Source organism: Pseudomonas gozinkensis (assembly GCF_014863585.1).
In the GTDB taxonomy this organism is placed as follows: domain Bacteria; phylum Pseudomonadota; class Gammaproteobacteria; order Pseudomonadales; family Pseudomonadaceae; genus Aquipseudomonas; species Aquipseudomonas gozinkensis.
Genome location: NZ_CP062253.1, coordinates 1348374 through 1373648 on the forward strand (window position 1 = coordinate 1348374; position 25275 = coordinate 1373648).

21 protein-coding genes are annotated in these 25275 nt (G+C 60.0%); 18 read left to right on the forward strand and 3 right to left on the reverse strand.

The window, feature by feature from the left end:
• From lpxB to ispD, 10 genes are all read left to right on the forward strand, one after another.
• Positions 1-1131 carry a lipid-A-disaccharide synthase gene (gene lpxB, locus IHQ43_RS05910; RefSeq protein WP_192563706.1) on the forward strand — a complete coding sequence of 377 codons (1131 nt, stop codon included), beginning with the start codon at positions 1-3 and terminating at the stop codon, positions 1129-1131.
• A gap of 11 nt (positions 1132-1142) precedes the next feature.
• Positions 1143-1769 (forward strand): ribonuclease HII, encoded by a 627-nt coding sequence (gene rnhB / locus IHQ43_RS05915; RefSeq protein ID WP_192564956.1) that lies wholly within the window; start codon positions 1143-1145, stop codon positions 1767-1769.
• Between the two features lie 76 nt (positions 1770-1845).
• Complete coding sequence (dnaE, locus tag IHQ43_RS05920; RefSeq protein WP_192563707.1) at positions 1846-5367, forward strand: DNA polymerase III subunit alpha; 3522 nt, start codon at positions 1846-1848, stop codon at positions 5365-5367.
• A gap of 139 nt (positions 5368-5506) precedes the next feature.
• Complete coding sequence (locus tag IHQ43_RS05925; RefSeq protein WP_007954801.1) at positions 5507-6454, forward strand: acetyl-CoA carboxylase carboxyltransferase subunit alpha; 948 nt, start codon at positions 5507-5509, stop codon at positions 6452-6454.
• Positions 6455-6601: 147 nt separating this feature from the next.
• Positions 6602-7930: a tRNA lysidine(34) synthetase TilS gene (gene tilS / locus IHQ43_RS05930; RefSeq protein WP_192563708.1), complete on the forward strand. Its 1329-nt coding sequence runs from the start codon at positions 6602-6604 to the stop codon at positions 7928-7930.
• Positions 7931-8204: 274 nt separating this feature from the next.
• Positions 8205-9836, forward strand: coding sequence for a CTP synthase (locus tag IHQ43_RS05935; RefSeq protein ID WP_007954805.1), 1632 nt, complete (start codon positions 8205-8207; stop codon positions 9834-9836).
• A gap of 5 nt (positions 9837-9841) precedes the next feature.
• A complete protein-coding gene (gene kdsA / locus IHQ43_RS05940) occupies positions 9842-10687 on the forward strand; it encodes a 3-deoxy-8-phosphooctulonate synthase (protein ID WP_192563709.1) in 846 nt (281 codons plus the stop codon).
• Between the two features lie 156 nt (positions 10688-10843).
• On the forward strand, positions 10844-12133 hold the full coding sequence (gene eno / locus IHQ43_RS05945) for a phosphopyruvate hydratase (protein WP_007954808.1): 1290 nt from the start codon (positions 10844-10846) through the stop codon (positions 12131-12133).
• Positions 12134-12304: 171 nt separating this feature from the next.
• Complete coding sequence (gene ftsB / locus IHQ43_RS05950) at positions 12305-12583, forward strand: cell division protein FtsB (RefSeq protein ID WP_003222158.1); 279 nt, start codon at positions 12305-12307, stop codon at positions 12581-12583.
• Positions 12580-13287, forward strand: a complete 708-nt coding sequence (ispD, locus tag IHQ43_RS05955) for a 2-C-methyl-D-erythritol 4-phosphate cytidylyltransferase (RefSeq protein WP_192563710.1) — start codon at positions 12580-12582, stop codon at positions 13285-13287. Before ftsB ends, ispD begins: the two co-directional genes overlap by 4 nt.
• On the opposite strand, the gene IHQ43_RS05960 is transcribed toward ispD, so the two are convergent.
• Positions 13284-14180, reverse strand: coding sequence for a LysR substrate-binding domain-containing protein (locus IHQ43_RS05960; RefSeq protein ID WP_192563711.1), 897 nt, complete (start codon positions 14178-14180; stop codon positions 13284-13286). The two genes, ispD and IHQ43_RS05960, sit on opposite strands and share 4 nt — an antisense overlap.
• Before the next feature lie 116 nt (positions 14181-14296).
• On the opposite strand from IHQ43_RS05960, the gene IHQ43_RS05965 reads away from it, so the two are divergent.
• From IHQ43_RS05965 to rpoS, 8 genes are all read left to right on the forward strand, one after another.
• Positions 14297-15409 carry an S-(hydroxymethyl)glutathione dehydrogenase/class III alcohol dehydrogenase gene (locus IHQ43_RS05965; protein WP_007954819.1) on the forward strand — a complete coding sequence of 371 codons (1113 nt, stop codon included), beginning with the start codon at positions 14297-14299 and terminating at the stop codon, positions 15407-15409.
• A gap of 55 nt (positions 15410-15464) precedes the next feature.
• Positions 15465-16310, forward strand: a complete 846-nt coding sequence (gene fghA / locus IHQ43_RS05970) for an S-formylglutathione hydrolase (RefSeq protein ID WP_192563712.1) — start codon at positions 15465-15467, stop codon at positions 16308-16310.
• A 43-nt stretch (positions 16311-16353) separates the two neighbouring features.
• Positions 16354-16827: a 2-C-methyl-D-erythritol 2,4-cyclodiphosphate synthase gene (gene ispF / locus IHQ43_RS05975; RefSeq protein ID WP_007954821.1), complete on the forward strand. Its 474-nt coding sequence runs from the start codon at positions 16354-16356 to the stop codon at positions 16825-16827.
• Entirely contained in the window at positions 16824-17882 is a 1059-nt protein-coding gene (truD, locus tag IHQ43_RS05980; protein ID WP_192563713.1) for a tRNA pseudouridine(13) synthase TruD, read from the forward strand. The genes ispF and truD overlap by 4 nt, the downstream gene beginning before the upstream one ends.
• A complete protein-coding gene (gene surE / locus IHQ43_RS05985) occupies positions 17870-18619 on the forward strand; it encodes a 5'/3'-nucleotidase SurE (RefSeq protein ID WP_085748122.1) in 750 nt (249 codons plus the stop codon). Before truD ends, surE begins: the two co-directional genes overlap by 13 nt.
• A 41-nt stretch (positions 18620-18660) precedes the next feature.
• Positions 18661-19296, forward strand: a complete 636-nt coding sequence (locus IHQ43_RS05990) for a protein-L-isoaspartate(D-aspartate) O-methyltransferase (protein ID WP_170844894.1) — start codon at positions 18661-18663, stop codon at positions 19294-19296.
• Between the two features lie 211 nt (positions 19297-19507).
• The gene (locus IHQ43_RS05995) at positions 19508-20389 is read left to right on the forward strand and encodes a peptidoglycan DD-metalloendopeptidase family protein (protein WP_192563714.1); all 882 of its coding nucleotides are present in this window, start codon (positions 19508-19510) and stop codon (positions 20387-20389) included.
• Positions 20390-20495: 106 nt separating this feature from the next.
• Positions 20496-21503: an RNA polymerase sigma factor RpoS gene (gene rpoS, locus IHQ43_RS06000; protein ID WP_007954831.1), complete on the forward strand. Its 1008-nt coding sequence runs from the start codon at positions 20496-20498 to the stop codon at positions 21501-21503.
• A gap of 511 nt (positions 21504-22014) precedes the next feature.
• Here rpoS and fdxA read toward each other — a convergent pair.
• Both fdxA and mutS read right to left on the reverse strand, forming a co-directional pair.
• Complete coding sequence (gene fdxA, locus IHQ43_RS06005; RefSeq protein ID WP_007908827.1) at positions 22015-22338, reverse strand: ferredoxin FdxA; 324 nt, start codon at positions 22336-22338, stop codon at positions 22015-22017.
• Positions 22339-22501: 163 nt separating this feature from the next.
• Positions 22502-25084, reverse strand: a complete 2583-nt coding sequence (mutS, locus tag IHQ43_RS06010; RefSeq protein WP_192563715.1) for a DNA mismatch repair protein MutS — start codon at positions 25082-25084, stop codon at positions 22502-22504.
• Positions 25085-25275: the final 191 nt, after the last annotated feature.

The following is a 25275-nucleotide window of genomic DNA, read 5'->3' on the forward strand; positions in this document are numbered from 1 at the left end:
ATGGCCAATCTGCGTATTGCGCTGGTGGCGGGGGAGGCTTCCGGTGACATTCTGGGCGCCGGTCTCATGCGCGCCCTCAAGGCACAGCATCCTGCGGTGGAGTTCATCGGTGTCGGCGGTCCGCTGATGCAGGCCGAAGGCCTGACGTCCTATTTTCCGATGGAGCGTCTGTCGGTCATGGGGCTGGTGGAAGTCCTGGGGCGGTTGCGTGAACTGCTCAAGCGCCGCAAGGACCTGATCGCCACGCTTATCGCTGAAAAACCGGATGTGTTCATCGGTATCGATGCCCCGGATTTCAACCTCAATATCGAACTCAAGCTGCGTCAGGCCGGAATCAAGACCGTGCACTACGTCAGCCCTTCGGTGTGGGCGTGGCGGCAGAAGCGGGTGCTGAAGATCCGCGAGGGCTGCGATCTGATGCTCACGCTGCTGCCGTTCGAAGCCAGATTCTACGAAGAGAAGGGCGTTCCTGTACGGTTTGTCGGCCATACGCTGGCCGATACCATTCCACTGGAGTCCGATCGCAGCGCTGCGCGTGCAGAGCTTGATCTTCCGGACGGTCCGCTCGTGGCTCTGATGCCCGGCAGCCGGGGCGGCGAAGTCAGTCGTCTGGGTGCGTTGTTCCTCGATACCGCCGAACGCCTGCGTGCCATGCGCCCGGGTGTGCGTTTCGTCATTCCGTGCGCCAACTCCGAGCGTCGCGCCCAGCTTGAAGAACTGCTGGCTGGGCGCGACCTGCCGGTGACCTTGCTTGATGGCAAATCCCACCTGGCCCTGGCGGCGTGCAATGCGGTCTTGATCGCGTCGGGCACGGCAACCCTGGAAGCGCTGTTGTACAAGCGTCCGATGGTTGTGGCTTATCGTCTTGCGCCGCTGACGTTCTGGATTCTCAAGCGCATGGTCAAGAGCCCGTACGTTTCCCTGCCGAACCTGCTGGCCCAGCGCTTGCTGGTGCCGGAATTGTTGCAGGATGATGCGACGGTTGAGGCGCTTGCCCAAACCTTGTCGCCGTTGATCGACGGTGGCGAAGAGCAGACCCGCGGCTTCGACGAGATCCATCGCACCCTGCGCCTGGACGCTTCCAATCAGGCGGCTGACGCCGTTCTGAACCTGATCGGGCAAACACGATGAGCAAGACAAGCATGCAGATGGGCCTGGATTTCACCCTGGTCGCCGAAGTCGAAGAACTGGTGGCCGGCGTCGATGAAGTCGGTCGCGGCCCTTTGTGCGGCGCGGTTGTCACGGCTGCGGTGATCCTCGATCCGAACCGGCCGATCCTCGGTCTCAACGATTCGAAAAAACTGACCGAAGCCAAGCGCGAAAAGCTCTACGACGAAATCTGCGAGAAAGCACTGAGCTGGTGCATCGCTCGTGCTGAAGTCGAAGAAATCGATGAGCTGAACATCCTTCACGCGACCATGCTGGCAATGCAGCGCGCGGTCGCTGGCCTGCACATCCAGCCGAAACTGGCGATGATCGACGGCAACCGCTGCCCTAAATTGCCGATGCGTTCCGAGGCGGTGGTCAAGGGCGACAGCAAGGTTCCAGCCATCGCCGCTGCATCGATTCTGGCCAAGGTCAGCCGCGACCGCGAAATGGCTGCATTCGAATTGATCTACCCGGGTTACGGCATCGGCGGGCACAAAGGCTACCCGACGCCCGTTCATCTGGAAGCGCTGGTGCGCCTCGGGCCGACGCCGATTCACCGGCGTTCATTTGCTCCGGTGCGGCAGGCTTACGAGGCGCTGGAAGGTTTCGCGCCGGTTTAGCGGCGAGGCTGATGTTTTGTTTGGGGCCCGGTACAATCCGGGCCTTGTTGTCTCTATGTAACTGGACAGGATCACTATGCCGGCTTCATTCGTTCATCTACGCCTGCACACTGAATACTCCCTGGTCGACGGGCTGGTGCGGATCAAGCCGCTGGTCAAGGCGCTGACCGGCATGGGCATGCCGGCCGTTGCGGTGACCGACCAGAACAACATGTGTTCGCTGGTCAAATTCTATAAAAACACCATGGGCGCAGGGATCAAGCCGATCTGCGGCGCCGACCTGTGGCTGTCGAACAAGGACCCGGATGGCCCGCTGAGCCGCATCAGCCTGCTGGTCATGAATGCTCAGGGCTATCGCAACCTGACCGAGCTGATTTCTCGTGGCTTCATTGAAGGTCAGCGCAACGGCATGATCATCATCGAGCGCGAATGGGTCGCCGAGGCCAACGAAGGCCTGATCATGTTGTCCGCCGCCAAAGAAGGCGAGATCGGCATGGCCATGATCGGCGGCAATCCCGCCGAAGCCGAAACCCTGACGCGTGAATGGATGGCGGTATTCCCGGATCGTTTCTATCTGGAAATCCAGCGCACCAACCGTCCGAATGACGAAGAACAGTTACACGGCGCCGTGGCCCTGGCCGACAAGCTCGGTGCGCCGCTGGTCGCGACCAACGATGTGCGCTTCATCAAGCAGGAAGACTTCGCCGCCCACGAAACCCGCGTCTGCATCGGTGAGGGCCGCGCCCTCGACGATCCGCGGCGTTCGAAGAACTACAGCGATCAGCAGTACCTCAAAAGCGCCGAGGAAATGGCCGAGCTGTTCAGCGACCTGCCCGATGCAATCGAAAACACGGTCGAGATCGCCAAGCGCTGCAACATCGACGTGAAGCTGGGCAAGCACTTCCTGCCCGACTACCCGATTCCCGATGGCATGACCATCGACGAGTATTTCCGCAAGGTATCGTTCGACGGTCTGGACGATCGCCTCAGCGTGCTGCTGCCCAAGGACACCACCGAGGACTACGAGGCCAAGCGTCAGGTCTACGTCGACCGGCTGAATTTCGAGCTGGATATCATTATCCAGATGGGGTTCCCCGGTTACTTCCTGATCGTGATGGACTTTATCCAGTGGGCCAAGAACAACGGCGTGCCGGTGGGTCCTGGCCGGGGGTCGGGTGCCGGATCGCTGGTGGCCTATGTGCAGAAGATCACCGACCTCGACCCGCTGGAATATGACCTGCTGTTCGAACGTTTCCTTAACCCGGAACGGGTATCGATGCCCGACTTCGACGTCGACTTCTGCATGGACGGTCGCGACCGGGTAATCGATTACGTGGCCGAAAAGTACGGCCGTAACGCGGTGAGCCAGATCATCACCTTCGGTTCCATGGCGGCGAAGGCTGTGGTCCGTGACGTGGCTCGGGCCCAGGGCAAGTCGTTCGGCCTGGCGGATCGCCTCTCGAAGATGATTCCGTTCGAAGTCGGCATGACCCTGGAAAAAGCCTACGAGCAGGAAGAAATCCTGCGCGACTTCATCAAGGTCGATGAAGAAGCGGCGGAAATCTGGGAGATGGCGCGCAAGCTCGAAGGCGTGGTGCGTAACGTCGGTAAACACGCCGGTGGTGTGGTCATCGCGCCGACCAAGCTGACCGACTTCTCGCCGATCTATTGCGACGAGGCCGGCGACGGTCTGGTGACCCAGTTCGACAAGGACGACGTCGAGGCGGCCGGTCTGGTGAAGTTCGACTTCCTCGGCCTGCGGACCCTGACGATCATCGACTGGGCGCTGAAAACGATCAACCGTGATCGCGCCAAAGTCAACGAGCCGCCGCTGGACATCGCGTTCATCCCGCTGGATGACAAACCGACTTATCAACTGCTGCAAAAAGCTGAAACCACCGCGGTGTTCCAGCTTGAATCCCGCGGCATGAAAGAGCTGATCAAAAAGCTCAAGCCCGACTGCCTCGAAGACTTGATCGCACTGGTGGCCCTGTTCCGTCCGGGCCCGTTGCAGTCCGGCATGGTGGATGACTTCATCAACCGCAAGCACGGTCGCGCCGAGCTTGCGTATCCGCATCCGGATTACCAGTACGAAGGTTTGCAGCCGGTGCTGGCGCCGACGTACGGCATCATCCTGTATCAGGAACAGGTGATGCAGATCGCCCAGGTCATGGCCGGTTACACCCTCGGTGGTGCGGACATGCTGCGTCGGGCGATGGGCAAGAAGAAACCCGAGGAAATGGCCAAGCAGCGCGGCGGTTTCATTGAGGGTTGTGCGTCGAACAATATCGACGCGGATCTGGCCGGTAACATTTTCGACCTGGTAGAGAAATTCGCCGGTTACGGCTTCAACAAATCCCACTCCGCCGCCTACGGCCTGGTGTCGTACCAGACTGCCTGGCTGAAAGCCCACTACCCGGCGCCGTTCATGGCCGCGGTACTCTCGGCGGACATGCACAACACCGACAAGGTCGTGACCTTGATCGAGGAAGTGCGCACGATGAAGCTGCGCCTCGACGCGCCGGACGTGAACACTTCGGAGTTCAAGTTCACGGTGAACGACGACGGCCGCATCGTGTACGGGCTGGGCGCGATCAAAGGCGTCGGCGAAGGCCCGGTGGAAGCGATCACCGAGGCGCGTCAGGCCGGCCCGTTCAAGGACCTGTTCGACTTCTGCGCCCGGGTCGACCTCAAGCGCATCAACAAACGCACGCTGGACGGTCTGATTCGCAGCGGCGCTCTGGATCGCCTCGGCCCGTACTTCCACGACGAACAAAAGGCTTATCAGGCCAACATTGACCGCAACCGCGCCGTGCTGCTGGCGGCGATGGAAGAGGCGATCAAGTCGGCCGAGCAGACCGCGCGCACCCGCGACAGCGGCCACGCCGACCTGTTTGGCGGGCTGTTCGTCGAGGAAGACGCGGACGTTTACGCGATCCACCGCAAGGCGAAAGAGCTGACCCTCAAGGAACGACTCAAAGGTGAAAAAGACACCTTGGGCCTGTACCTGACCGGTCACCCGATCGACGAATACGAAGGTGAAATCCGCCGTTTCGCCCGTCAGCGCATCATCGACCTGAAACCGGCCCGGGACACCCAGACGGTGGCGGGGATGATCATCGCTCTGCGGGTGATGAAGAACAAAAAGGGCGACAAGATGGGCTTCATCACCCTCGACGACCGCTCCGGGCGGATCGAGGCGTCGCTGTTCGCCGATGCGTTCCACTCCGCACAATCGCTGCTTCAGACCGATGCGATGGTGGTGGTCGAAGGCGAGGTCAGCAACGATGACTTCTCCGGCGGCCTGCGTCTTCGGGTCAAGCGGGTGATGAGCATGGAAGATGCGCGCACCAACCTGGCCGAGAGCCTGCGCCTGAAGTTGCAGACCCAGGATCTGAAAGGCGATCAGCTACGCTGGTTGGGTGATTTGCTCAAGCGTCATCGCGGGGCGTGCCCGATCACCATGGAATACACCAGTCCCGATGCCAAGACCTTGCTGCAGTTTGGCGAGACCTGGCGGATCGACCCGGCGGATGCCTTGATTCAAGCCCTGCGTGACCAGTTCGGGCGAGACAACGTCTTCCTCCAATACCGTTGACCGGCAGGTGCCAGCAAAGCGCCTGCCCACAACCTGAATTTTTAATCTCGACCTCAGCGCGCCTCTCCCTTAAGGTAGGGCGCGAATAGACAACCGGCCGGCCCAAGCTCATTTGGGACACGACCCAAGACGGACGCCTATGAACCCGAATTTTCTAGATTTCGAACAGCCGATCGCCGACCTGCAAGCCAAGATCGAAGAGTTGCGCTTGGTCGGTAATGACAATTCGCTGAATATCGGCGATGAGATCTCCCGCCTGCAGGACAAGAGCAAGACGCTGACCGAAGACATCTTCGGCAAGCTGACCAGCTGGCAGATCGCACGTCTGGCGCGTCACCCGAAACGTCCTTACACCCTGGACTACATCGACCACATCTTCACCGAGTTCGACGAACTGCACGGTGACCGTCACTTCTCCGACGACGCGGCCATTGTGGGCGGCGTGGCACGTCTGGAAGACCAGCCAGTGATGGTGATCGGTCACCAGAAGGGCCGTGAAGTGCGTGAAAAGGTACGCCGCAACTTCGGCATGCCGCGTCCGGAAGGCTACCGCAAGGCTTGCCGCCTGATGGAAATGGCCGAGCGTTTCAAGATGCCGATCCTGACCTTCATCGACACTCCGGGCGCCTACCCTGGCATCGATGCCGAAGAGCGTAACCAGAGCGAAGCGATTGCCTGGAACCTGCGCGTCATGGCTCGCCTGAAAACCCCGATCATCGCCACCGTGATCGGTGAAGGTGGTTCCGGCGGAGCACTGGCGATCGGCGTGTGCGACCAGTTGAACATGCTGCAGTACTCGACCTACGCGGTGATCTCGCCGGAAGGTTGCGCTTCGATTCTGTGGAAAACCGCAGAAAAAGCGCCGGATGCTGCTGAAGCGATGGGCATCACCGCCGAGCGCCTGAAAGGCTTGGGCATCGTCGACAAGGTGATCGGCGAGCCTCTGGGCGGCGCCCACCGTGATCCGGCCGCTGCCGCTGCCTCGATCCGTGCCGAGCTGAGCTCGCAACTGGCGATGCTGAAGAAGTTCGACAACGAAGCGCTGCTCAAGCGTCGTTACGACCGTCTGATGAGCTACGGTCTCTGATCGAACGCCGTTTTGGCTGACAATGCAAAACACTGTGGGAGCGAGCTTGCTCGCGATAGCGGTAGAACAGGCAACGAATGTGTTGAATGTTAATCCGCCTTCGCGAGCAAGCTCGCTCCCACATTTGGTTTATGCAAAGGTGTAGATATGGGTCAGCCGACGATTGATTTGCCTTCCAGGCTTCTGCGCAATCTCAAGCCCTGGCTCAGTGCTTCCCATTGGCGCATCGCCTTCTCCGGTGGACTCGATTCCACCGTCCTGCTGCACCTTCTGGCACATCTCGCCAAAACCCAATCTGTTCCGGCGCTAAGCGCCATCCATGTCCATCACGGCCTTCAGGCTGCGGCCGACGCATGGCCGGCGCATTGCCAGGCTGTCTGCGATGAACTGTCGGTGCCGTTGCAAGTGGTGCGTGTGCAGGTGCAGCCGGGGGCGAGTCTGGAGCGCGCGGCGCGGGATGCGCGCTATGCGGCGTTCAGTGCGGCGACTCTGGCCAGTGATGTGCTGCTGACCGGTCAGCATCGCGATGATCAGGCTGAAACGCTGTTGTTCCGCCTGCTGCGTGGCGCCGGTGTGCGTGGGCTGTCCGGTATGCCGGTCACGCGAGCGCTGGGGCAGGGCAGTCTGGTTCGGCCGTTGCTCGACGTAACGCGTGCCGAGCTGGAAGCCTATGCGCAGGACCATTGTTTGCATTGGGTCGAGGACCCATCGAATCAGGATCGGCAGTTCTCGCGCAACTATCTGCGCCATCAGGTCATGCCGCTGCTGACCGGCCGCTGGCCTCAGGCACACGCCAGCATGGCCCGCAGCGCGGCGCATCTGCGTGAGGCGCAGGGTTTGCTTGATGAGCTGGCGCAAATCGACCTGGCTCAAGCGAGCTTGCCTGGCGAGTTCGAATGGCCGGGATTGCCATCACTGGTGTTTGCAGCTATTGCGGGGTTATCCGATGCCCGTCAGCGAAACGCGCTCAGTCACTGGCTTGAACCTTTGACCCGACTACCGGATACCGACCATTGGTCGGGTTGGGCGGATCTGCGTGATGCCGGCAACGATGCCTCGCCTGTCTGGCGTCTGGCTGATGGCGAGCTGCATCGAAGCGCCGGTCGCTTGTGGTGGCTCAGCGGGCAATGGTTGCGCGCGCCGGTGGTCAGTGGCGACTGGCATGACCTGTCGTCAGCGCTACGCTTGCCCGATAACGGACGTGTCATGTTCAGCGGTCAGACTCCCGCCGGGCCGCTGCAGATTCGCTATCGGCAGGGCGGCGAGATGATGCATCTGGCGGATCGCGGTCATCGCGATCTCAAGCGTCTGCTCAATGAACGCGCGGTGCCGGGCTTCGTGCGTGGCAGATTGCCGCTGCTGTTTCGTGGTGACGAACTGCTCGCCGTGGCGAACCTGCCGGGGCTCGACGGCAATGCGCTGGAAGGCTGGCGATTGCATTGGCAGCCTTCGGACGAAGATCAAGGTTTGAGATGAAGGGGGCATTCCGGTAGACTACGCTCCCTTCTTGATACAACTTCTGTGGATTCGCCTGAATTGCAGGAGTTGCCGATTACCAAGCAGTCTTTGCTGGGCGATTCCAAAAAATGTGTAGCGAGCAACGTACCGGTGTTTTCACTTCCGGTCTGTCCCAACGCGGCGGTTTTTTTGAAAGGTGCACTGTGATTAATGCAGGTGATCGGGGGCTTCGGCCTTCCTTCGCTTTCCCCGGCGGCTCGGACCGCTTTAACGCAGACTTCTAGGGTTTTTCATGACGCGCTACATATTCGTCACGGGCGGTGTTGTTTCTTCTTTGGGGAAAGGCATTGCATCGGCTTCATTGGCGGCCATCCTGGAGGCGCGGGGGCTTAAGGTCACCATGCTGAAGCTGGATCCGTACATCAACGTCGACCCGGGCACCATGAGCCCGTTCCAGCACGGTGAAGTGTTCGTCACCCACGACGGCGCCGAGACCGACCTGGACCTGGGCCACTACGAGCGGTTCATCCGCACGACCATGACCCAGAACAACAACTTCACCACCGGCCGTGTCTACGAGCACGTGCTGCGCAAAGAGCGCCGTGGTGACTACCTGGGTGCAACCATCCAGGTGATTCCGCACATCACCGACGAAATCAAGCGTCGCATCATCAAAGGTGCCGGCGATGCCGACGTGGCCCTGGTGGAAATCGGCGGCACCGTTGGCGACATCGAGTCGCAACCGTTCCTCGAAGCCATCCGCCAGCTGCGTGTGGAAGTCGGTTCCAAGCGCGCGATGCTGATGCACCTGACCCTGGTTCCGTACATCGCCACCGCGGGCGAGACCAAGACCAAGCCGACCCAGCACTCCGTGAAGGAACTGCGTTCGATCGGCCTGCAGCCAGACGTGCTGATCTGCCGCTCCGACCATCCGGTGGATGTGTCGTCGCGTCGCAAGATCGCGCTGTTCACCAACGTTGAAGAACGTGCGGTGATCTCCCTGGAAGACGTCGACACCATCTACAAGATCCCGGCCGTGCTGCACGCTCAGGGTCTGGACGATTTCGTCGTCGAGCGTTTCGGCCTGCAATGCAATGGCGCCGACCTGTCCGAGTGGGAAAAGGTTGTCGATGCCAAGCTCAATCCAGAGCACGAAGTCACCATCGCGATGGTCGGCAAGTACATGGAACTGCTGGACGCCTACAAGTCGCTGATCGAAGCGATGAGTCACGCCGGCATCACCAACCGCACCAAGGTCAACCTGCGCTACATCGATTCCGAAGACATCGAAAACCAGGGCACCGCGCTGCTGGAAGGCGTCGACGCGATCCTCGTACCGGGCGGCTTCGGTCTGCGTGGCGTGGAAGGCAAGATCACTGCCGTTCAGTACGCTCGCGAAAACAAGGTTCCTTACCTGGGTATCTGCCTGGGCATGCAAGTGGCGGTCATCGAGTTCGCCCGTAACGTGCTGGGCTGGAAAGACGCCAACTCCACCGAGTTCGATCGTGCCAGCGGCCATCCGGTTGTCGGCCTGATCACCGAGTGGGAAGACGCCACCGGTGCAGTCGAAACCCGTACCGAAGCATCCGATCTGGGCGGCACCATGCGTCTCGGCGCTCAGGAATGCCTGCTCGAAGCCGGCTCCAAGGTGCACGACTGCTACGGCAAGGATGTGATTGTCGAGCGTCACCGTCACCGTTACGAAGTGAACAACAACCTGCTGCCGCAGATCATCGAAGCCGGCCTGAAGATTTCCGGTCGTTCTTCCGATGCAGCGCTGGTTGAAGTGGTCGAAGCGCCGGATCATCCATGGTTCGTCGCTTGCCAGTTCCACCCAGAGTTCACCTCGACGCCACGCGATGGCCATCCGCTGTTCAGCGGCTTCGTCAAAGCGGCATTGGCTCAACACCAGAAGAAGGCGTAACCCCGATGGCACAGAAGATCATCCGCGTCGGCGACATCGAGATTGCCAACGACAAACCCATGGTGCTGTTCGGCGGCATGAACGTGCTGGAAAGCCGTGACATGGCCATGCAGGTTTGCGAAGAGTACGTGAAGGTCACCGAAAAACTCGGCATCCCTTACGTGTTCAAGGCCAGCTTCGACAAGGCCAACCGTTCTTCTGTGACCTCCTATCGCGGTCCTGGCCTGGAAGAAGGCATGCGCATCTTCCAGGACATCAAACAAGCCTTCGGCGTGCCGATCATCACCGACGTCCACGAGCCTGACCAGGCCGCGGTCGTCGCCGAGGTCTGCGACATCATCCAGCTGCCGGCCTTCCTGTCGCGCCAGACCGATCTGGTCGTCGCGATGGCCAGGACCAATGCCGTCATCAACATCAAGAAAGCCCAGTTCCTCGCGCCTCAGGAAATGAAACACATCCTGAACAAGTGCGTGGAAGCGGGTAACGATCAATTGATCCTCTGCGAGCGCGGTTCGAGCTTCGGCTACAACAACCTCGTGGTCGACATGCTCGGCTTCGGCATCATGAAGCAGTTCGAGTACCCGGTATTCTTCGACGTGACCCATTCGCTGCAAATGCCTGGCGGTCGTTCCGACTCCGCCGGCGGTCGCCGCGCCCAGGTCACCGACCTGGCCAAGGCTGGCATGAGCCAGTCGCTGGCGGGCCTGTTCCTCGAAGCGCACCCGGATCCGGACAACGCCAAATGCGACGGCCCTTGCGCCTTGCGTCTGGACAAACTGGAGCCATTCCTGGCCCAGCTCAAAGCCCTGGACGAACTGGTGAAGAGTTTTCCGACGGTAGAAACCGCGTAAACCTCAATTCTCCGGTAAAGTACCGCACGATTTGTCGCTCATGCCCTCGGGTATGAGCGTTGTCGTCTGCAAGCTGCCCGCTGCACACCACTTGCCGACGGTCAAAAGATTTCCTCTAGCTGCGTCGTTTTCGTCAACTTTGGAGTGTTTACAACAATGGCAAAAATCGTCGACATCAAAGGTCGTGAAGTTCTCGACTCCCGTGGCAATCCCACCGTGGAAGCGGACGTGCTTCTCGACAACGGCATCATCGGCAGCGCTTGCGCGCCGTCCGGTGCATCCACTGGCTCGCGTGAAGCGCTCGAGCTGCGTGATGGCGACAAGAGCCGTTACCTGGGCAAGGGTGTGCTCAAGGCGGTAGCCAACATCAACGGTCCGATCCGCGATCTGCTGCTGGGCACCGACCCAAGCGACCAGAAAGCCCTGGATCACGCGATGATCAAGCTGGACGGTACCGAAAACAAAGCGACCCTGGGCGCCAACGCCATCCTCGCCGTGTCCCTGGCTGCGGCCAAGGCAGCTGCGCAGGATCAGGACCTGCCGCTGTACGCACACATCGCCAACCTGAACGGCACTCCGGGTGTGTACTCGATGCCGGTTCCGATGATGAACATCATCAACGGTGGCGAACACGCTGACAACAACGTCGACATCCAGGAATTCATGGTTCAGCCGGTTGGCGCCAAGTCTTTCTCGGAAGGTCTGCGCATGGGCACCGAGATTTTCCATCACCTGAAAGCCGTGCTGAAGGCCCGTGGCCTGAGCACTGCCGTTGGTGACGAAGGCGGTTTCGCGCCGAACCTGGCTTCGAACGAAGACGCACTGAAAGTGATCTCCGAAGCAGTCGCCAACGCCGGTTACAAGCTGGGCACCGACGTGACCCTGGCTCTGGACTGCGCAGCCAGCGAATTCTTCGAAGACGGCAAGTACAACCTGTCCGGCGAAGGCCAGGTGTTCACCGCTGAAGGTTTCGCCGACTACCTCAAAGGTCTGACCGAGCGTTACCCGATCATCTCGATCGAAGACGGTCTGGACGAGTCTGACTGGGCTGGCTGGAAGATCCTCACCGACAAGATCGGCGAGAAGACCCAACTGGTAGGCGACGACCTGTTCGTGACCAACACCAAGATCCTGAAAGAAGGCATCGATAAAAAGATCGCCAACTCGATCCTGATCAAGTTCAACCAGATCGGCACCCTGACCGAAACCCTGGAAGCCATCCAGATGGCCAAGGCTGCCGGTTACACCGCGGTGATCTCGCACCGTTCGGGCGAAACCGAAGATTCGACCATTGCCGACCTGGCTGTGGGGACTTCGGCTGGCCAGATCAAGACCGGTTCGCTGTGCCGTTCCGACCGCGTTTCCAAGTACAACCAACTGCTGCGTATCGAAGAGCAGTTGAATGGCAAAGCCAAGTACAACGGTCGCTCCGAGTTCCGCGGCTAAGTTGTAAATGGTAAAAAGACACCGGATTGTGTCGGAAAAGTCGTGACAGCGATGGATTTGCCACTAATCTGATGCCTTATATGCACAAGCCTGGATATTCCAGGCTTCGTGCTATCAGATGCTTCAAAGTTTTGGCGTGGCTGTCTTTTTTCACTGGATACCTGATATTCGATGCGCAGTCCTTACTGGTTGTTTCTCGTTTTGCTCTTGCTGCTGGCCGGTCTGCAGTACCGCCTGTGGGTGGGCAATGGCAGTCTGGCGCAAGTCGCCGAACTGAATCAGCAGATTGCTGATCAACACGCCGAGAACGAAGCCCTGCTGGAGCGCAACCGGGTGATGGACGCTGAAGTCAGCGAGTTGAAGAAAGGCATGGAGACCGTTGAAGAGCGGGCTCGTCACGAACTGGGCATGGTCAAGGACGGCGAAACCCTTTACCAGTTGGCCCAATGATCGATTCCCTGCCGGCCTTCTGGGCCGTGATTCCTGCCGCGGGCGTCGGTGCCCGTATGGCCGCGGACCGTCCCAAGCAATATCTGCAACTGGGCGGGCGCACAATTCTCGAACACAGCCTCGGCTGTTTCCTCGATCACCCGAGCCTCAAAGGCCTGGTGGTCAGTCTTGCCGTTGATGACCCTTATTGGCCGAACCTGGCCAGCGCCAGCGATCCGCGCATTCAACGGGTCGACGGTGGTGCCGAACGCTCCTGCTCGGTGCTCAACGCCTTGTTGCACCTGCATGCGCAAGGTGCCGACGATGAAGATTGGGTGCTGGTACACGATGCGGCACGGCCCAATCTGAGCCGTGACGATCTCGACAAATTGCTCGCTGAACTGGCAACCGATCCGGTCGGCGGCCTGTTGGCCGTGCCGGCGAAGGACACCCTGAAACGGGTCGACAAACACGGTCGGGTGGTGGAAACCGTCGATCGCAGCGTGATCTGGCAAGCCTATACGCCGCAGATGTTCCGCCTGGGTGCGCTGCACCGCGCACTGGCAGACAGTCTGGTGGCGGATGCGGTGATTACCGATGAAGCCTCGGCGATGGAGTGGGCCGGCATGGCGCCGCGTCTGATCGAAGGCCGCGCGGACAATCTGAAAGTCACCCGCCCCGAAGACCTCGAATGGTTGCGCCAGCGCTGGGCCAATCGTCGTTAAATCCGGTACTCCGGCCGTTCGGCCAAACCTTCCTTGAGAAAGTCCACCAGTTTGCGCACCTTCGGCGACAAGTGCCGTTGCTGCGGATACAACGCCCACACCGCCGTATTCGGCGGTTGATGTGCCTCCAAAAGTGAAATCAGCGCGCCGCTATGCAGATGCTCCAGCACGTAGTAGTCCGGCAACTGACACAACCCGACGCCTTGCAATGCGGCATCCAGTACCGCTTGCCCACTGTTGCAGCGCCAGTTTCCCTGCACCCGCTGGGAAAATTCTCGCCCGTTTTGTTCAAGCTGCCAGATGTCCGAACTGCCGATCAGGCAATTGTGCCGGCCCAGTTCCGACAAACTGTGTGGGCGCCCGTACCGTTCGAGGTAGGACGGTGATGCGCAGAGAAACATCCGCCGTGGTGCCAGCCTGGTCGCCACCAACCGCGAATCCTGAAGACGCCCAAGTCGGATCGCCAGGTCCAGGCCTTCATGCACCAGATCGAGTTGGCGGTTGGTCAGTTCGATATCGATGCGCAGTTGCGGGTAATGCCCCATGAATCGGGTCACCAGCGGCACGATGAAGCGTTCGCCATAGGCCACTGCGCAGGTCATGCGCAGCATGCCTTTTGGCTCGCTGGTCAGATCGCCGACCGCGCGCAACGCTTCTTCACGACCATCCTGCAGGCGCTGGCAATGTTGCAGAAAGGTCTGACCAGCCTCGGTCAGGGTGACGCGCCGGGTGCTGCGATACAGCAGTCGTGTCTGCAAACGCTCTTCCAGTCGTACGATTTGTCGACTGACGTGCGAGGAAGATACGCCCAGGCGTTCCGCAGCGGCAGTGAACTGGCTGCATTCGGCCACGGCGACGAACTCGTCAATACCTTCCCAGCGGTTTTCGGACATGGCGATTATCCCTGTATGGCAATAATGTTTTGCTTTTGTCCGGATTATTCATCAGTCAGCGCTGGACTACACTCCCTGTCTGGTTTTTTATTCAATGGATTCACTGGAGAGTCAGCATGATCAAGTCGCGCGCCGCCGTTGCCTTCGAGGCCAAGAAGCCGCTGGAAATCGTAGAAGTCGATGTCGCCATGCCCAAGGCCGGTGAAGTGTTGCTGCGCGTGGTGGCTTCCGGGGTTTGCCACACTGACGCCTATACCTTGTCTGGCGCCGACCCTGAGGGGATTTTTCCGTCGATCCTCGGCCACGAAGGCGGTGCCATCGTTGAAGCGATCGGCGAGGGCGTGACCTCGGTAGCCGTTGGCGATCACGTCATTCCGCTGTACACCCCGGAATGCGGCCAGTGCAAATTCTGCAAGTCGGGCAAGACCAACCTGTGTCAGGCAATTCGCGCCACCCAGGGCAAGGGCCTGATGCCGGACGGGACTTCGCGCTTTTCCTACAAGGGCCAAACGATTTTCCACTACATGGGTACCTCGACCTTCTCCGAGTACACCGTGCTGCCGGAAATTTCCGTGGCCAAGATCTCCAAGGATGCGCCGCTGGAAAAGGTCTGCCTGCTCGGTTGCGGCGTGACCACCGGTATTGGCGCAGTGATCAACACCGCCAAGGTCAAACCGGGTGACACCGTGGCCATCTTCGGTCTGGGCGGCATCGGTCTGTCGGCCGTGATTGGCGCGGTGAAGGCCAAGGCCTCGCGCATCATCGCCATCGACATCAACCCGGCCAAGTTCGAAATCGCCAAACAATTGGGCGCTACCGACTGCGTGAACCCGAAAGACTTCGATCGTCCGATCCAGGAAGTGATCGTCGACATGACCGATGGCGGCGTCGACTTCTCCTTTGAGTGCATCGGCAATGTGCAATTGATGCGCGCAGCCCTCGAGTGCTGCCACAAGGGTTGGGGCGAGTCGGTGATCATCGGCGTGGCCGGTGCCGGCCAGGAAATCGCTACCCGTCCGTTCCAGTTGGTGACCGGTCGCGTCTGGCGCGGTTCGGCGTTCGGTGGTGTGCGTGGCCGCACCGAATTGCCAAGCTATGTCGACATGGCGCAAAGCGGCGAAATCCCGCTGGATACTTTCATCACTCACACCATGGGTCTGGAAGACATCAACAAAGCCTTCGACCTGATGCACGAAGGCAAGAGCATCCGCACCGTCATTCATTTCTGATCAATCGCGATGCCACGGCTGCCAATGTGCAGGCGTGGCTGCGTAGGAGTCCTACATGAGTCTGGAAAACATCTCCTGTCAGAAGAGTTTCGGCGGCTGGCACAAGCGCTATCGCCATCGTTCCGAAGTGCTGGGCTGCGACATGGTGTTCGCCGTGTACCTGCCGCCGCAGGCAGAGCAGGGCGGCAAGTTGCCGGTGCTGTACTGGCTGTCGGGCCTGACCTGCACGGACGAGAACTTCATGCAGAAGGCCGGCGCGATGCGCATGGCGGCCGAACTCGGCCTGATCATCGTGGCGCCGGACTCCAGCCCCCGTGGCCCCGACGTACCGGGTGATCCCGATGGCGCGTGGGATTTCGGCCTCGGCGCCGGGTTCTATCTGAATGCCACGCAAGAACCCTGGTCGCGGCACTATCGGATGCATGATTACGTCGTGCAGGAATTGCCTTCACTGGTTGAGGCGCATTTCCCGGCATCGGACAAGCGCAGCATCAGCGGCCACTCCATGGGCGGTCACGGTGCGCTGGTCTGTGCGTTGCGCAATCCGGGGCGTTATCAGTCGGTGTCAGCGTTTTCGCCGATCAATAATCCGATGGATTGCCCGTGGGGCCAGAAGGCATTCACCCGCTATCTGGGCGAAGACCGGTCGAAGTGGCGCGAGTGGGATGCCTGTGCGCTGATTGCCGAGGCGGACGAAAAGCTGCCGCTGCTGGTCGATCAGGGTGATCGCGACGATTTCCTCGCCACCCAGCTCAAACCCGAAGCCCTGCAACAAGCGGCAAAACAAGCGGGCCACCCGCTGACGTTGCGCCTGCAACCGGGTTACGACCACAGCTATTTCTTCATCGCGAGCTTCATTGACGACCACTTGCAGCATCACGCGCGCGCTCTGAAGGGTTAATGCAGGTAGAATCACGCCCTGACAAAATTCGGGGCGTTTTTTTATGCGTATTGGCCACGGCTATGATGTGCACCGTTTCGCTGAAGGCGATTTCATTACTCTGGGCGGCGTGCGAATCGCACACGGCTTCGGGCTGCTCGCTCACTCCGACGGTGACGTCCTGCTGCATGCCTTGAGCGACGCCTTGCTCGGCGCGGCTGCGCTGGGTGATATCGGCAAGCATTTCCCGGACACCGACCCGCAATTCAAAGGTGCTGACAGCCGAGTGCTGCTGCGTCACGTGGTCAGTCTGATCCACGCCAAAGGCTGGAAGGTCGGCAACGTCGACAACACCATCGTTGCCCAGGCACCGAAGATGGCCCCTCACATCGAATCGATGCGCGCGCTGATTGCCGCGGATCTGCAAGTAGAACTGGATCAAGTGAACGTGAAAGCCACCACCACCGAGAAGCTTGGCTTCGTCGGTCGCGAAGAAGGCATTGCCGTGCATTCCGTTGCCTTGTTGCTGCGCGCATGAACGAACTGCAACTGCTCGGCCCGCGCGCCTATGGCGATGCCCTCGGCACCGCGGTACTGAAAGCCATCGCCGAAGATTTCCAGGTCGATGAAGTCCTCGACATTCCGTTCAGCGGTGACGGCGAGCACCTGTGGATCTGGGTGGAAAAGCGTGGCCTGAACACCGAAGAAGCCGCGCGCCGTATCGCCAAGGCTGCCGGTGTGCCGCTGCGCACGGTCAGTTACGCCGGTCTGAAGGATCGTCAGGCGCTGACTCGCCAGTGGTTCAGCGTGCAACTGCCGGGCAAGGCCGATCCGGATCTGTCGGCGGCGGAAAACGACACGCTGAAAATTCTCAAGACCACCCGCCACAAACGCAAGCTGCAACGCGGTGCGCATTCGGCCAACGGCTTCACGCTGCGCCTGACCCAGTTCAATGGCGACAAGGCCGCCATCGACGAGCGTCTGCAACTGATCGCCAAGCAAGGCATCCCCAATTACTTCGGCGCCCAGCGTTTCGGCCATGACGGCGGCAACGTGGTCGATGCCCGTTCGTGGGCGGCGCGCAAGGCACTGCCGGAGCAACGCAATGTGCGTTCGCGCCTGCTGTCGACCGCGCGCAGTTTTCTGTTCAATCAGGTGCTCGCGGCGCGGGTCTCCGATGGCACCTGGCAGCGCGCCCGGGTTGGCGATTTGCTGGCCTTTACCGACAGCCGCAGCTTTTTCCCGGCCGGTGAGGCCGAGTGCAGCGACCCGCGTCTGGCGATTCTCGACCTGCACCCGACCGGTCCGCAGTGGGGCGAAGGTGACTCGCCGGCGGCCGGGGCTGTCCATGATCTGGAGCAGGGGATTGCCGCACGCGAGGCGGATCTGCGCGATTGGTTGATTAATGCCGGTATGAGCCACGAACGTCGCATCCTGCGGCTGCCCATTGGCGGGTTGACGTGGCATTATCCCGAGCCTGACATTCTGCAACTGGAATTCGTCCTCCCGGCCGGATGCTTCGCCACCGTATTGGTGCGCGAACTCGTTGATCTGGTGCCGGTGGGGCAGACGGACAGCCCATGCGTATTCTGATTTCTAACGACGATGGGGTGACTGCGCCCGGTCTTGCCGCGCTTTATGCTGCGCTGGCGGATTACACCGAGTGCGTGGTTATCGCCCCGGAACAGGACAAGAGCGGTGCCAGCAGTTCGCTGACACTCGACCGTCCGTTGCATCCGCAATACCTGGCCAACGGCTTTATCAGCCTCAATGGCACACCGACCGATTGCGTCCATCTGGGGCTCAACGGTCTGCTCGAGCGCCAGCCGGACATGGTGGTTTCGGGCATCAACCTGGGCGCTAACCTGGGGGATGACGTGCTGTATTCCGGGACGGTGGCAGCCGCCCTCGAGGGCCGCTTTCTCGAGCGTCCGTCGTTTGCCTTCTCGCTGGTTTCGCGACAGGTCGACAACCTGCCCACGGCCGCCTACTTTGCGCGCAAACTGGTCGAAGCCCATGCCGGACTCGATCTGCCACCGCGCACGGTACTGAACGTGAACATTCCCAATCTGCCGATTGATCACATTCGCGGCATTCAACTCACCCGTCTCGGCCATCGTGCCCGTGCAGCGGCGCCGATGAAAGTCGTGGACCCGCGCGGCAAGGCCGGCTACTGGATCGCCGCGGCAGGTGATGCGGAAGATGGCGGGCCGGGCACCGATTTCCATGCGGTGATGCAGGGTTACGTATCCATCACTCCGTTGCAGCTCGATCGCACCTTCAATGATGCCTTCAGAAGTCTCGACGGCTGGCTGGAGGGGCTCAACTGATGGCTCGTGAACAAGACGACAGGCTGCGCAGCGGTATCGGGATGACGTCACAGCGAACCCGTGAGCGCCTGATCCAGCGTCTGTATGAAGAGGGTGTTTCCAACGCCAGCGTGCTGGAAGTGATCCGTCGTACCCCGCGACACCTGTTCGTCGATGAAGCGCTGGCGCACCGTGCCTATGAGGACACCGCGCTGCCGATCGGCAACAACCAGACCATTTCCCAGCCTTATATGGTGGCACGCATGAGCGAGCTGCTGCTGGAGGCCGGTCCGCTGGACAAGGTGCTGGAGATCGGCACGGGTTCCGGTTACCAGACGGCGGTGCTTTCGCAACTGGTCGAGCGCGTGTTCTCGGTGGAGCGTATCAAGGTGCTGCAGGACCGGGCCAAGGAACGTCTGGTCGAGCTCAACCTGCGCAACGTGGTGTTTCGTTGGGGCGATGGCTGGGAGGGCTGGCCGGCGCTTGCGCCGTACAACGGCATTATCGTCACGGCGGTGGCCACCGATGTGCCTCAGGCTTTGCTTGATCAACTCGCACCAGGCGGGCGGATGGTAATCCCGGTCGGCTCGGGTGAAGTGCAGCAATTGATGCTGATCGTGCGCGAAGAAAACGGCTTCTCCCGACACGTTCTGGGGGCGGTGCGTTTCGTGCCATTGCTCAACGGTCCGCTGGCCTGAGCATTTGTTCGAGGTCGCTGAATTCCTGTCGAACGCGCCTGTCTTACAGCGGCAGCGAGTGTTTAAACAGGATGGATCGTCTACAAGCAAACGTGTGCGCCAGGCGATAGCGCTTCTATAAAGGTAAAGCCGGTTGCGCCCGTTATACTTGCGAAGTTTCATGCCGGAATCGGCATTCCACATTTTTCAGCCACCACAAAGGGAGCGGCGGGTGAGTCTCACAGTCATTGCGCAGCGTATGGGTAACACGAGCTTTCAGCGCCTGGTGACTGGCCTTGTCTTGAGCACCTTGCTGGTCGGTTGCTCCAGCACAAAATCGAGCAACGTTCGGGTCGTCGATCGCAACAATGCGGTGGCCCAGCGTCCGGTCGTGACGACCGGGCAGTATGTAGTCCGTCCGGGCGATACTTTGTTTTCCATCGCTTTTCGCTACGGCTGGGACTACAAAGCCCTCGCTGCCCGGAACAATATTCCTACGCCATACACGATACATCCGGGTCAGACGATTCGCTTCGACGGACGTAGCGGTTCAACGTCGACTGCGGTTGTCACCAGCGCCGGTTCTTCGGCGTCTTCGTCCAGTAAAACCACGGTTATCCGGCGCCAGGCGAATGGCACGACGACCACCACAACCACGGGGACCGGCGCAGCTTCCACGGCGGTTGTACCGTCCGTCGCCAACAAGCAACCCCCCGCTCCATTGCCTCCACCGGGCCCGGCCCCGACCGGCTGGGGATGGCCATCTAATGGCATTCTGATTGGAAAATTCTCTTCAAACGGTAGTTTGAATAAAGGAATTGATATCGCCGGAGATTTGGGACAGCCTGTTTTAGCTGCGTCTGATGGGACGGTGGTTTACGCCGGGAGTGGCTTAAGGGGCTACGGCGAATTAGTCATCATCAAACACAGCGAAACCTACGTCAGTGCTTACGGACACAACCGTCGGCTGTTGGTACGGGAGGGGCAGCAGGTCAAGGTCGGACAGACAATTGCCGAAATGGGGTCAACGGGTACAGACCGGGTGAAACTGCATTTTGAGATTCGCCGACAAGGTAAACCTGTAGATCCGCTGCAGTTCCTGCCAAGACGTTGATTTGCAGACCAGCCTGTTCCTTCACGTAGAGGGGACAGGCTCCAGCGTTGCCAAGGATAAAGGCGCCGCTTGAGCTTGGGGTCGAACTCACCAAAGGACTATAACAATGGCTCTCAGTAAAGAAGTGCCGGAGTTTGACATCGACGATGAGGTTCTCCTGATGGAGACCGGCATCGATTCGGATTCGATGTCGAATGATGAAGGGGCTGCTCCACCTTCCGTTCGTGCCAAATCCAAACACTCCGCTTCACTTAAACAACACAAGTACATCGATTACACTCGGGCACTCGACGCCACGCAGCTGTACCTCAACGAAATCGGCTTTTCCCCACTGCTCTCCCCGGAAGAAGAAGTTCATTTTGCGCGCTTGTCGCAAAGTGGCGATCCTGCCGGGCGCAAGCGCATGATTGAAAGTAACCTGCGGCTGGTGGTCAAAATCGCCCGGCGTTACGTCAATCGGGGGCTGTCGCTGCTGGATCTGATCGAAGAGGGCAACCTCGGGCTGATCCGCGCAGTGGAAAAGTTCGATCCCGAGCGCGGCTTCCGCTTCTCGACCTACGCGACCTGGTGGATCCGTCAGACCATCGAGCGCGCGATCATGAATCAGACCCGGACCATCCGGCTGCCGATCCATGTGGTCAAGGAGCTCAACGTGTACCTGCGGGCTGCACGGGAGCTGACGCAAAAGCTCGATCACGAACCTTCACCCGAAGAAATCGCCAACCTGCTGGAAAAACCGGTGGGCGAGGTCAAGCGCATGCTGGGCCTGAACGAGCGGGTTTCTTCGGTCGACGTCTCGCTGGGTCCGGATTCGGATAAAACCCTGCTGGACACCCTGACGGATGACCGTCCGACCGATCCTTGCGAACTGTTGCAGGATGACGATCTGTCGCAGAGCATCGATCAATGGCTCTCGGAACTGACCGACAAGCAACGCGAAGTGGTGGTACGCCGCTTCGGCCTGCGCGGCCACGAGAGCAGCACGCTGGAAGATGTAGGCCTGGAGATCGGCCTGACCCGGGAACGGGTGAGACAGATCCAGGTGGAAGGCCTTAAACGCCTTCGGGAAATTCTCGAGAAGAACGGCCTGTCGAGCGAGTCGCTGTTCCAGTAAGCGTTCTGCATGACCGCCAACAAAAAGCCCCGACTGGTTCGGGGCTTTTTGTTGTCCGGCTCTGGCGAGGGGCCTGGAACCTGACGACCGGTCGTCATTTCCCGGGTTTGTAGTCTCGCGGTGTAAGCCCTGGCTTACTCTTTCGTAAGTGTTCGTTATTTTTACACTGCGGAAGACATCCATTGAGCTATTGAGTAATGTCTAACGTTTTGATTTGTATGAATATTTTTAAATATTAAACGCTTATGACACGAGGTTTTAACGGAACGGACCGGTTGCCCAAATCGGGGAACTCTCTAGTATCTGGGTTGTGTCGACGGATAGACACGCCCTTCAAGGAAGAGGGGGATGGACATCGCAGGACGCGATTCATCAGGACGATGAAAAGGAATACAGGGAATAGGGAAAAAATGTGGGCGGGTCAAACCGCCCCTTTTTTTGCCCGAAGAAAAGCAAAACCCGGAAAAGCAAAAAGGCCCGCGAGGGGCCTTTTCTTCAAACGCGGGACAGATCAGCGTTCGAGGTCTTTGATCTTGCCTTTGACACCATCCCACTCTTCGGCATCCGGCAGCGATTCTTTCTTCTCGGTGATGTTCGGCCAGATTTCGGCCAATTCAACGTTCAGCTGAATGAATTCCTGCATCTCTTCCGGAACTTCGTCCTCGGAGAAAATGGCTACGGCCGGGCATTCCGGTTCGCACAGGGCGCAGTCGATGCACTCATCCGGGTGAATCACCAGGAAGTTCGGGCCTTCGTAAAAGCAGTCCACCGGACAGACTTCTACGCAGTCGGTGTACTTGCACTTGATGCAGTTGTCGGTGACGACGAAGGTCATTTCTAATTTTCTCCTCAGGCGGCGGCAGCGTTGCCCCTTCACGGTTGGGGTCGCCAGGTTCGGGAGCGATGTCTGCCAGCCAGGCTATTAGCCAGCAGCATCCCAAACCGCGCGAGATTCTAACAGCTTGAAGCCGTTTGCGTTATATCCGGTTCTTCAGTGCTTATATCCGGTTCTTCAGCGCATATAGCATTTCGAGTGCCCGGCGCGGGGTCACGTCATCCAGGTCCAGTTTTGCCAGTTCATCGAGCACCGGGTGCGGCAGGCTTGCAAACATGTCGCTCTGTTGCGGGGCCGCCGGTTTGCCTTTGATGGCAGGCTTTGGCGCTTCGTGCGGCAGTGCGGTGTCTTCCAGGCGGCTCAGGTGCTCACGAGCACGGACGATCACCTCACTTGGCACCCCGGCCAGTTGCGCGACCGCAAGGCCATAGCTCTGGCTTGCCGGCCCCGGCAGCACATGGTGCAGGAACACGATGCGTTCGTTGTGCTCGGTTGCGTTGAGATGCACGTTGGCAACCAACGGCTCGGCTTCAGGTAGCACGGTCAGTTCGAAATAGTGCGTCGCAAATAGAGTATAGGCACGCAAATGCGCCAGTCGCTCGGCCGCCGCCCATGCCAGCGACAACCCGTCGAAGGTACTGGTGCCGCGACCGACTTCGTCCATCAGGACCAGGCTGCGTTCAGTGGCGTTGTGCAGGATGTTCGCGGTCTCGCTCATTTCCACCATGAAGGTCGAGCGCCCGCCGGCCAGGTCGTCGCTGGAGCCGATCCGGGTGAAGATCCGGTCCACCAGCGACAGTTCGCAACTGGCCGCCGGCACGAAGCTGCCGATATGCGCCAGCAGCACGATCAGGGCAGTCTGGCGCATATAGGTGGATTTACCGCCCATGTTCGGGCCGGTAATGACCAGCATGCGGGTGTTGTCATCAAGGCTCAGGTCGTTGGCCACGAACGGCGTGGTCAGCACTTGCTCGACCACCGGGTGACGGCCCTGGGTGATACGCATGCACGGTTCGCTGACGAAGGTCGGGCAATTCAGGTCGAGATTCAGTGCACGTTCGGCGAGGTTGCTCAGCACGTCCAGTTCGGCCAGCGCTCCAGCAGTATCCTGCAACGGCGGCAACTGGCTGATCAGATCTTCCAGCAGCGCCTCATAAAGCATCTTCTCGCGAGCCAGAGCGCGGCTCTTGGCCGACAGTGCCTTGTCTTCGAACTCTTTCAGTTCTGGTGTGATGAAGCGCTCTGCACCCTTGAGGGTCTGGCGGCGAATGTAATCTGCCGGCGCCGATTCAGCCTGTTTGCTCGGCAACTCGATGAAGTAGCCATGGATGCGGTTGTAACCGACCTTCAGGTTGGCGAGGCCGGTACGGGCCTTTTCCCGGGCTTCCAGATCGATCAGGAACTGACCGGCGTTCTCGCTCAGTGATTGCAGCTCGTCGAGCTCGCTGTCGTAACCGGTTTTCAGTACGCCGCCGTCGCGGATCACCGCCGGCGGGTTGTCGATGATGGCTTTTTCCAGCAGCGCCGCCAGTTCCGGGTAGGTGCTGGTGGTGGTCGCCAGACGTTGCAGGTGCGGCGCTTCCAGATCGGTCATCGCCACTTGCAGTTCAGGCAGGGCACCGAGCGCATCACGCAGGCGAGCGAGGTCGCGAGGGCGGGCATTGCGCAGGCCGATCCGCGCCAGGATTCGCTCGATGTCGCCGATTTCCTTGAGCTGCGGTTGCAGGTTTTCAAAGCGATAGCGGTCGAGCAGGCAAGTGATCGAGGTCTGGCGAGCCAGCAGCACGGTCAGATCGCGCAGCGGACGGTTGAGCCAGCGGGTCAGCAAGCGGCTGCCCATGGCGGTCTGGCAACGGTCGACAACCGATTGCAGGGTGTTGTCGCGGCCGCCGGCCAGGTTGGTGTCGAGTTCGAGGTTGCGCCGGCTGGCACCGTCCAGCACCACGGTGTCGTCCAGCCGCTCATGACGCAGGCTGCGCAAATGGGGCAGGGCGGTGCGCTGGGTTTCCTTGGCGTACGCCAACAGGCAACCGGCGGCGCCGATGGCCAGGGTCAGGGTTTCGCAGCCGAAGCCTTTCAGGTCTTGGGTGGAGAATTGCTGGCAGAGACTTTTCAGCGCCGAATCACGCTCGAAATCCCACGGTGCACGGCGACGTACCCCACGGCGTTTTTCTGCCGGCAAGTCTTTTGGCCAGTCATCCGGGATCAACAGCTCGACCGGGTTGACCCGCTCCAGCTCCGCCAGCAGGTTTTCCCAGCCCTTGATCTCCAGCACGGTGAAGTTGCCGCTGGTGATGTCCAGCACGGCCAGACCGAACAGACGCTCGTCGCCCAGCACCGCCGCGATCAGGTTGTCGCGACGCTCATCCAGCAACGCCTCATCGCTGACCGTACCCGGAGTGATGATCCGCACCACCTGACGCTCCACCGGGCCCTTGCTGGTGGCCGGGTCGCCGACCTGTTCACAGATCACCACCGACTCGCCGAGCTTGACCAGTTTCGCCAGGTAGCCTTCCGCCGCGTGATACGGAATCCCGCACATCGGAATCGCCTGCCCGGCCGACTGCCCGCGCGCGGTGAGGGTGATGTCCAGCAACTTGGCCGCCTTCTTCGCGTCTTCGTAGAAGATCTCGTAGAAGTCGCCCATGCGGTAGAACATCAGCTGGTCCGGGTGCTGATTCTTCAGGCGCCAGTACTGCTGCATCATCGGAGTGTGGGAGGACAGGTCGGAGACGGCTTTATTCATCGGATTGTCAGGCAACTCGTTCAAAGGTGTGGGGCAAAAGCGTGGCCGTGGCCGGGCTTTTCCGCGATGGGCGCAAGGTTACCATGGGCGGTCTGTGGTACGCAGGCATCGCGGTCGGGTGACATGCATCGGGTATAAAAAGGTCGACTATGCACGATTTATGCAAATCAGCATTTGTCTTCGCGAAAAAC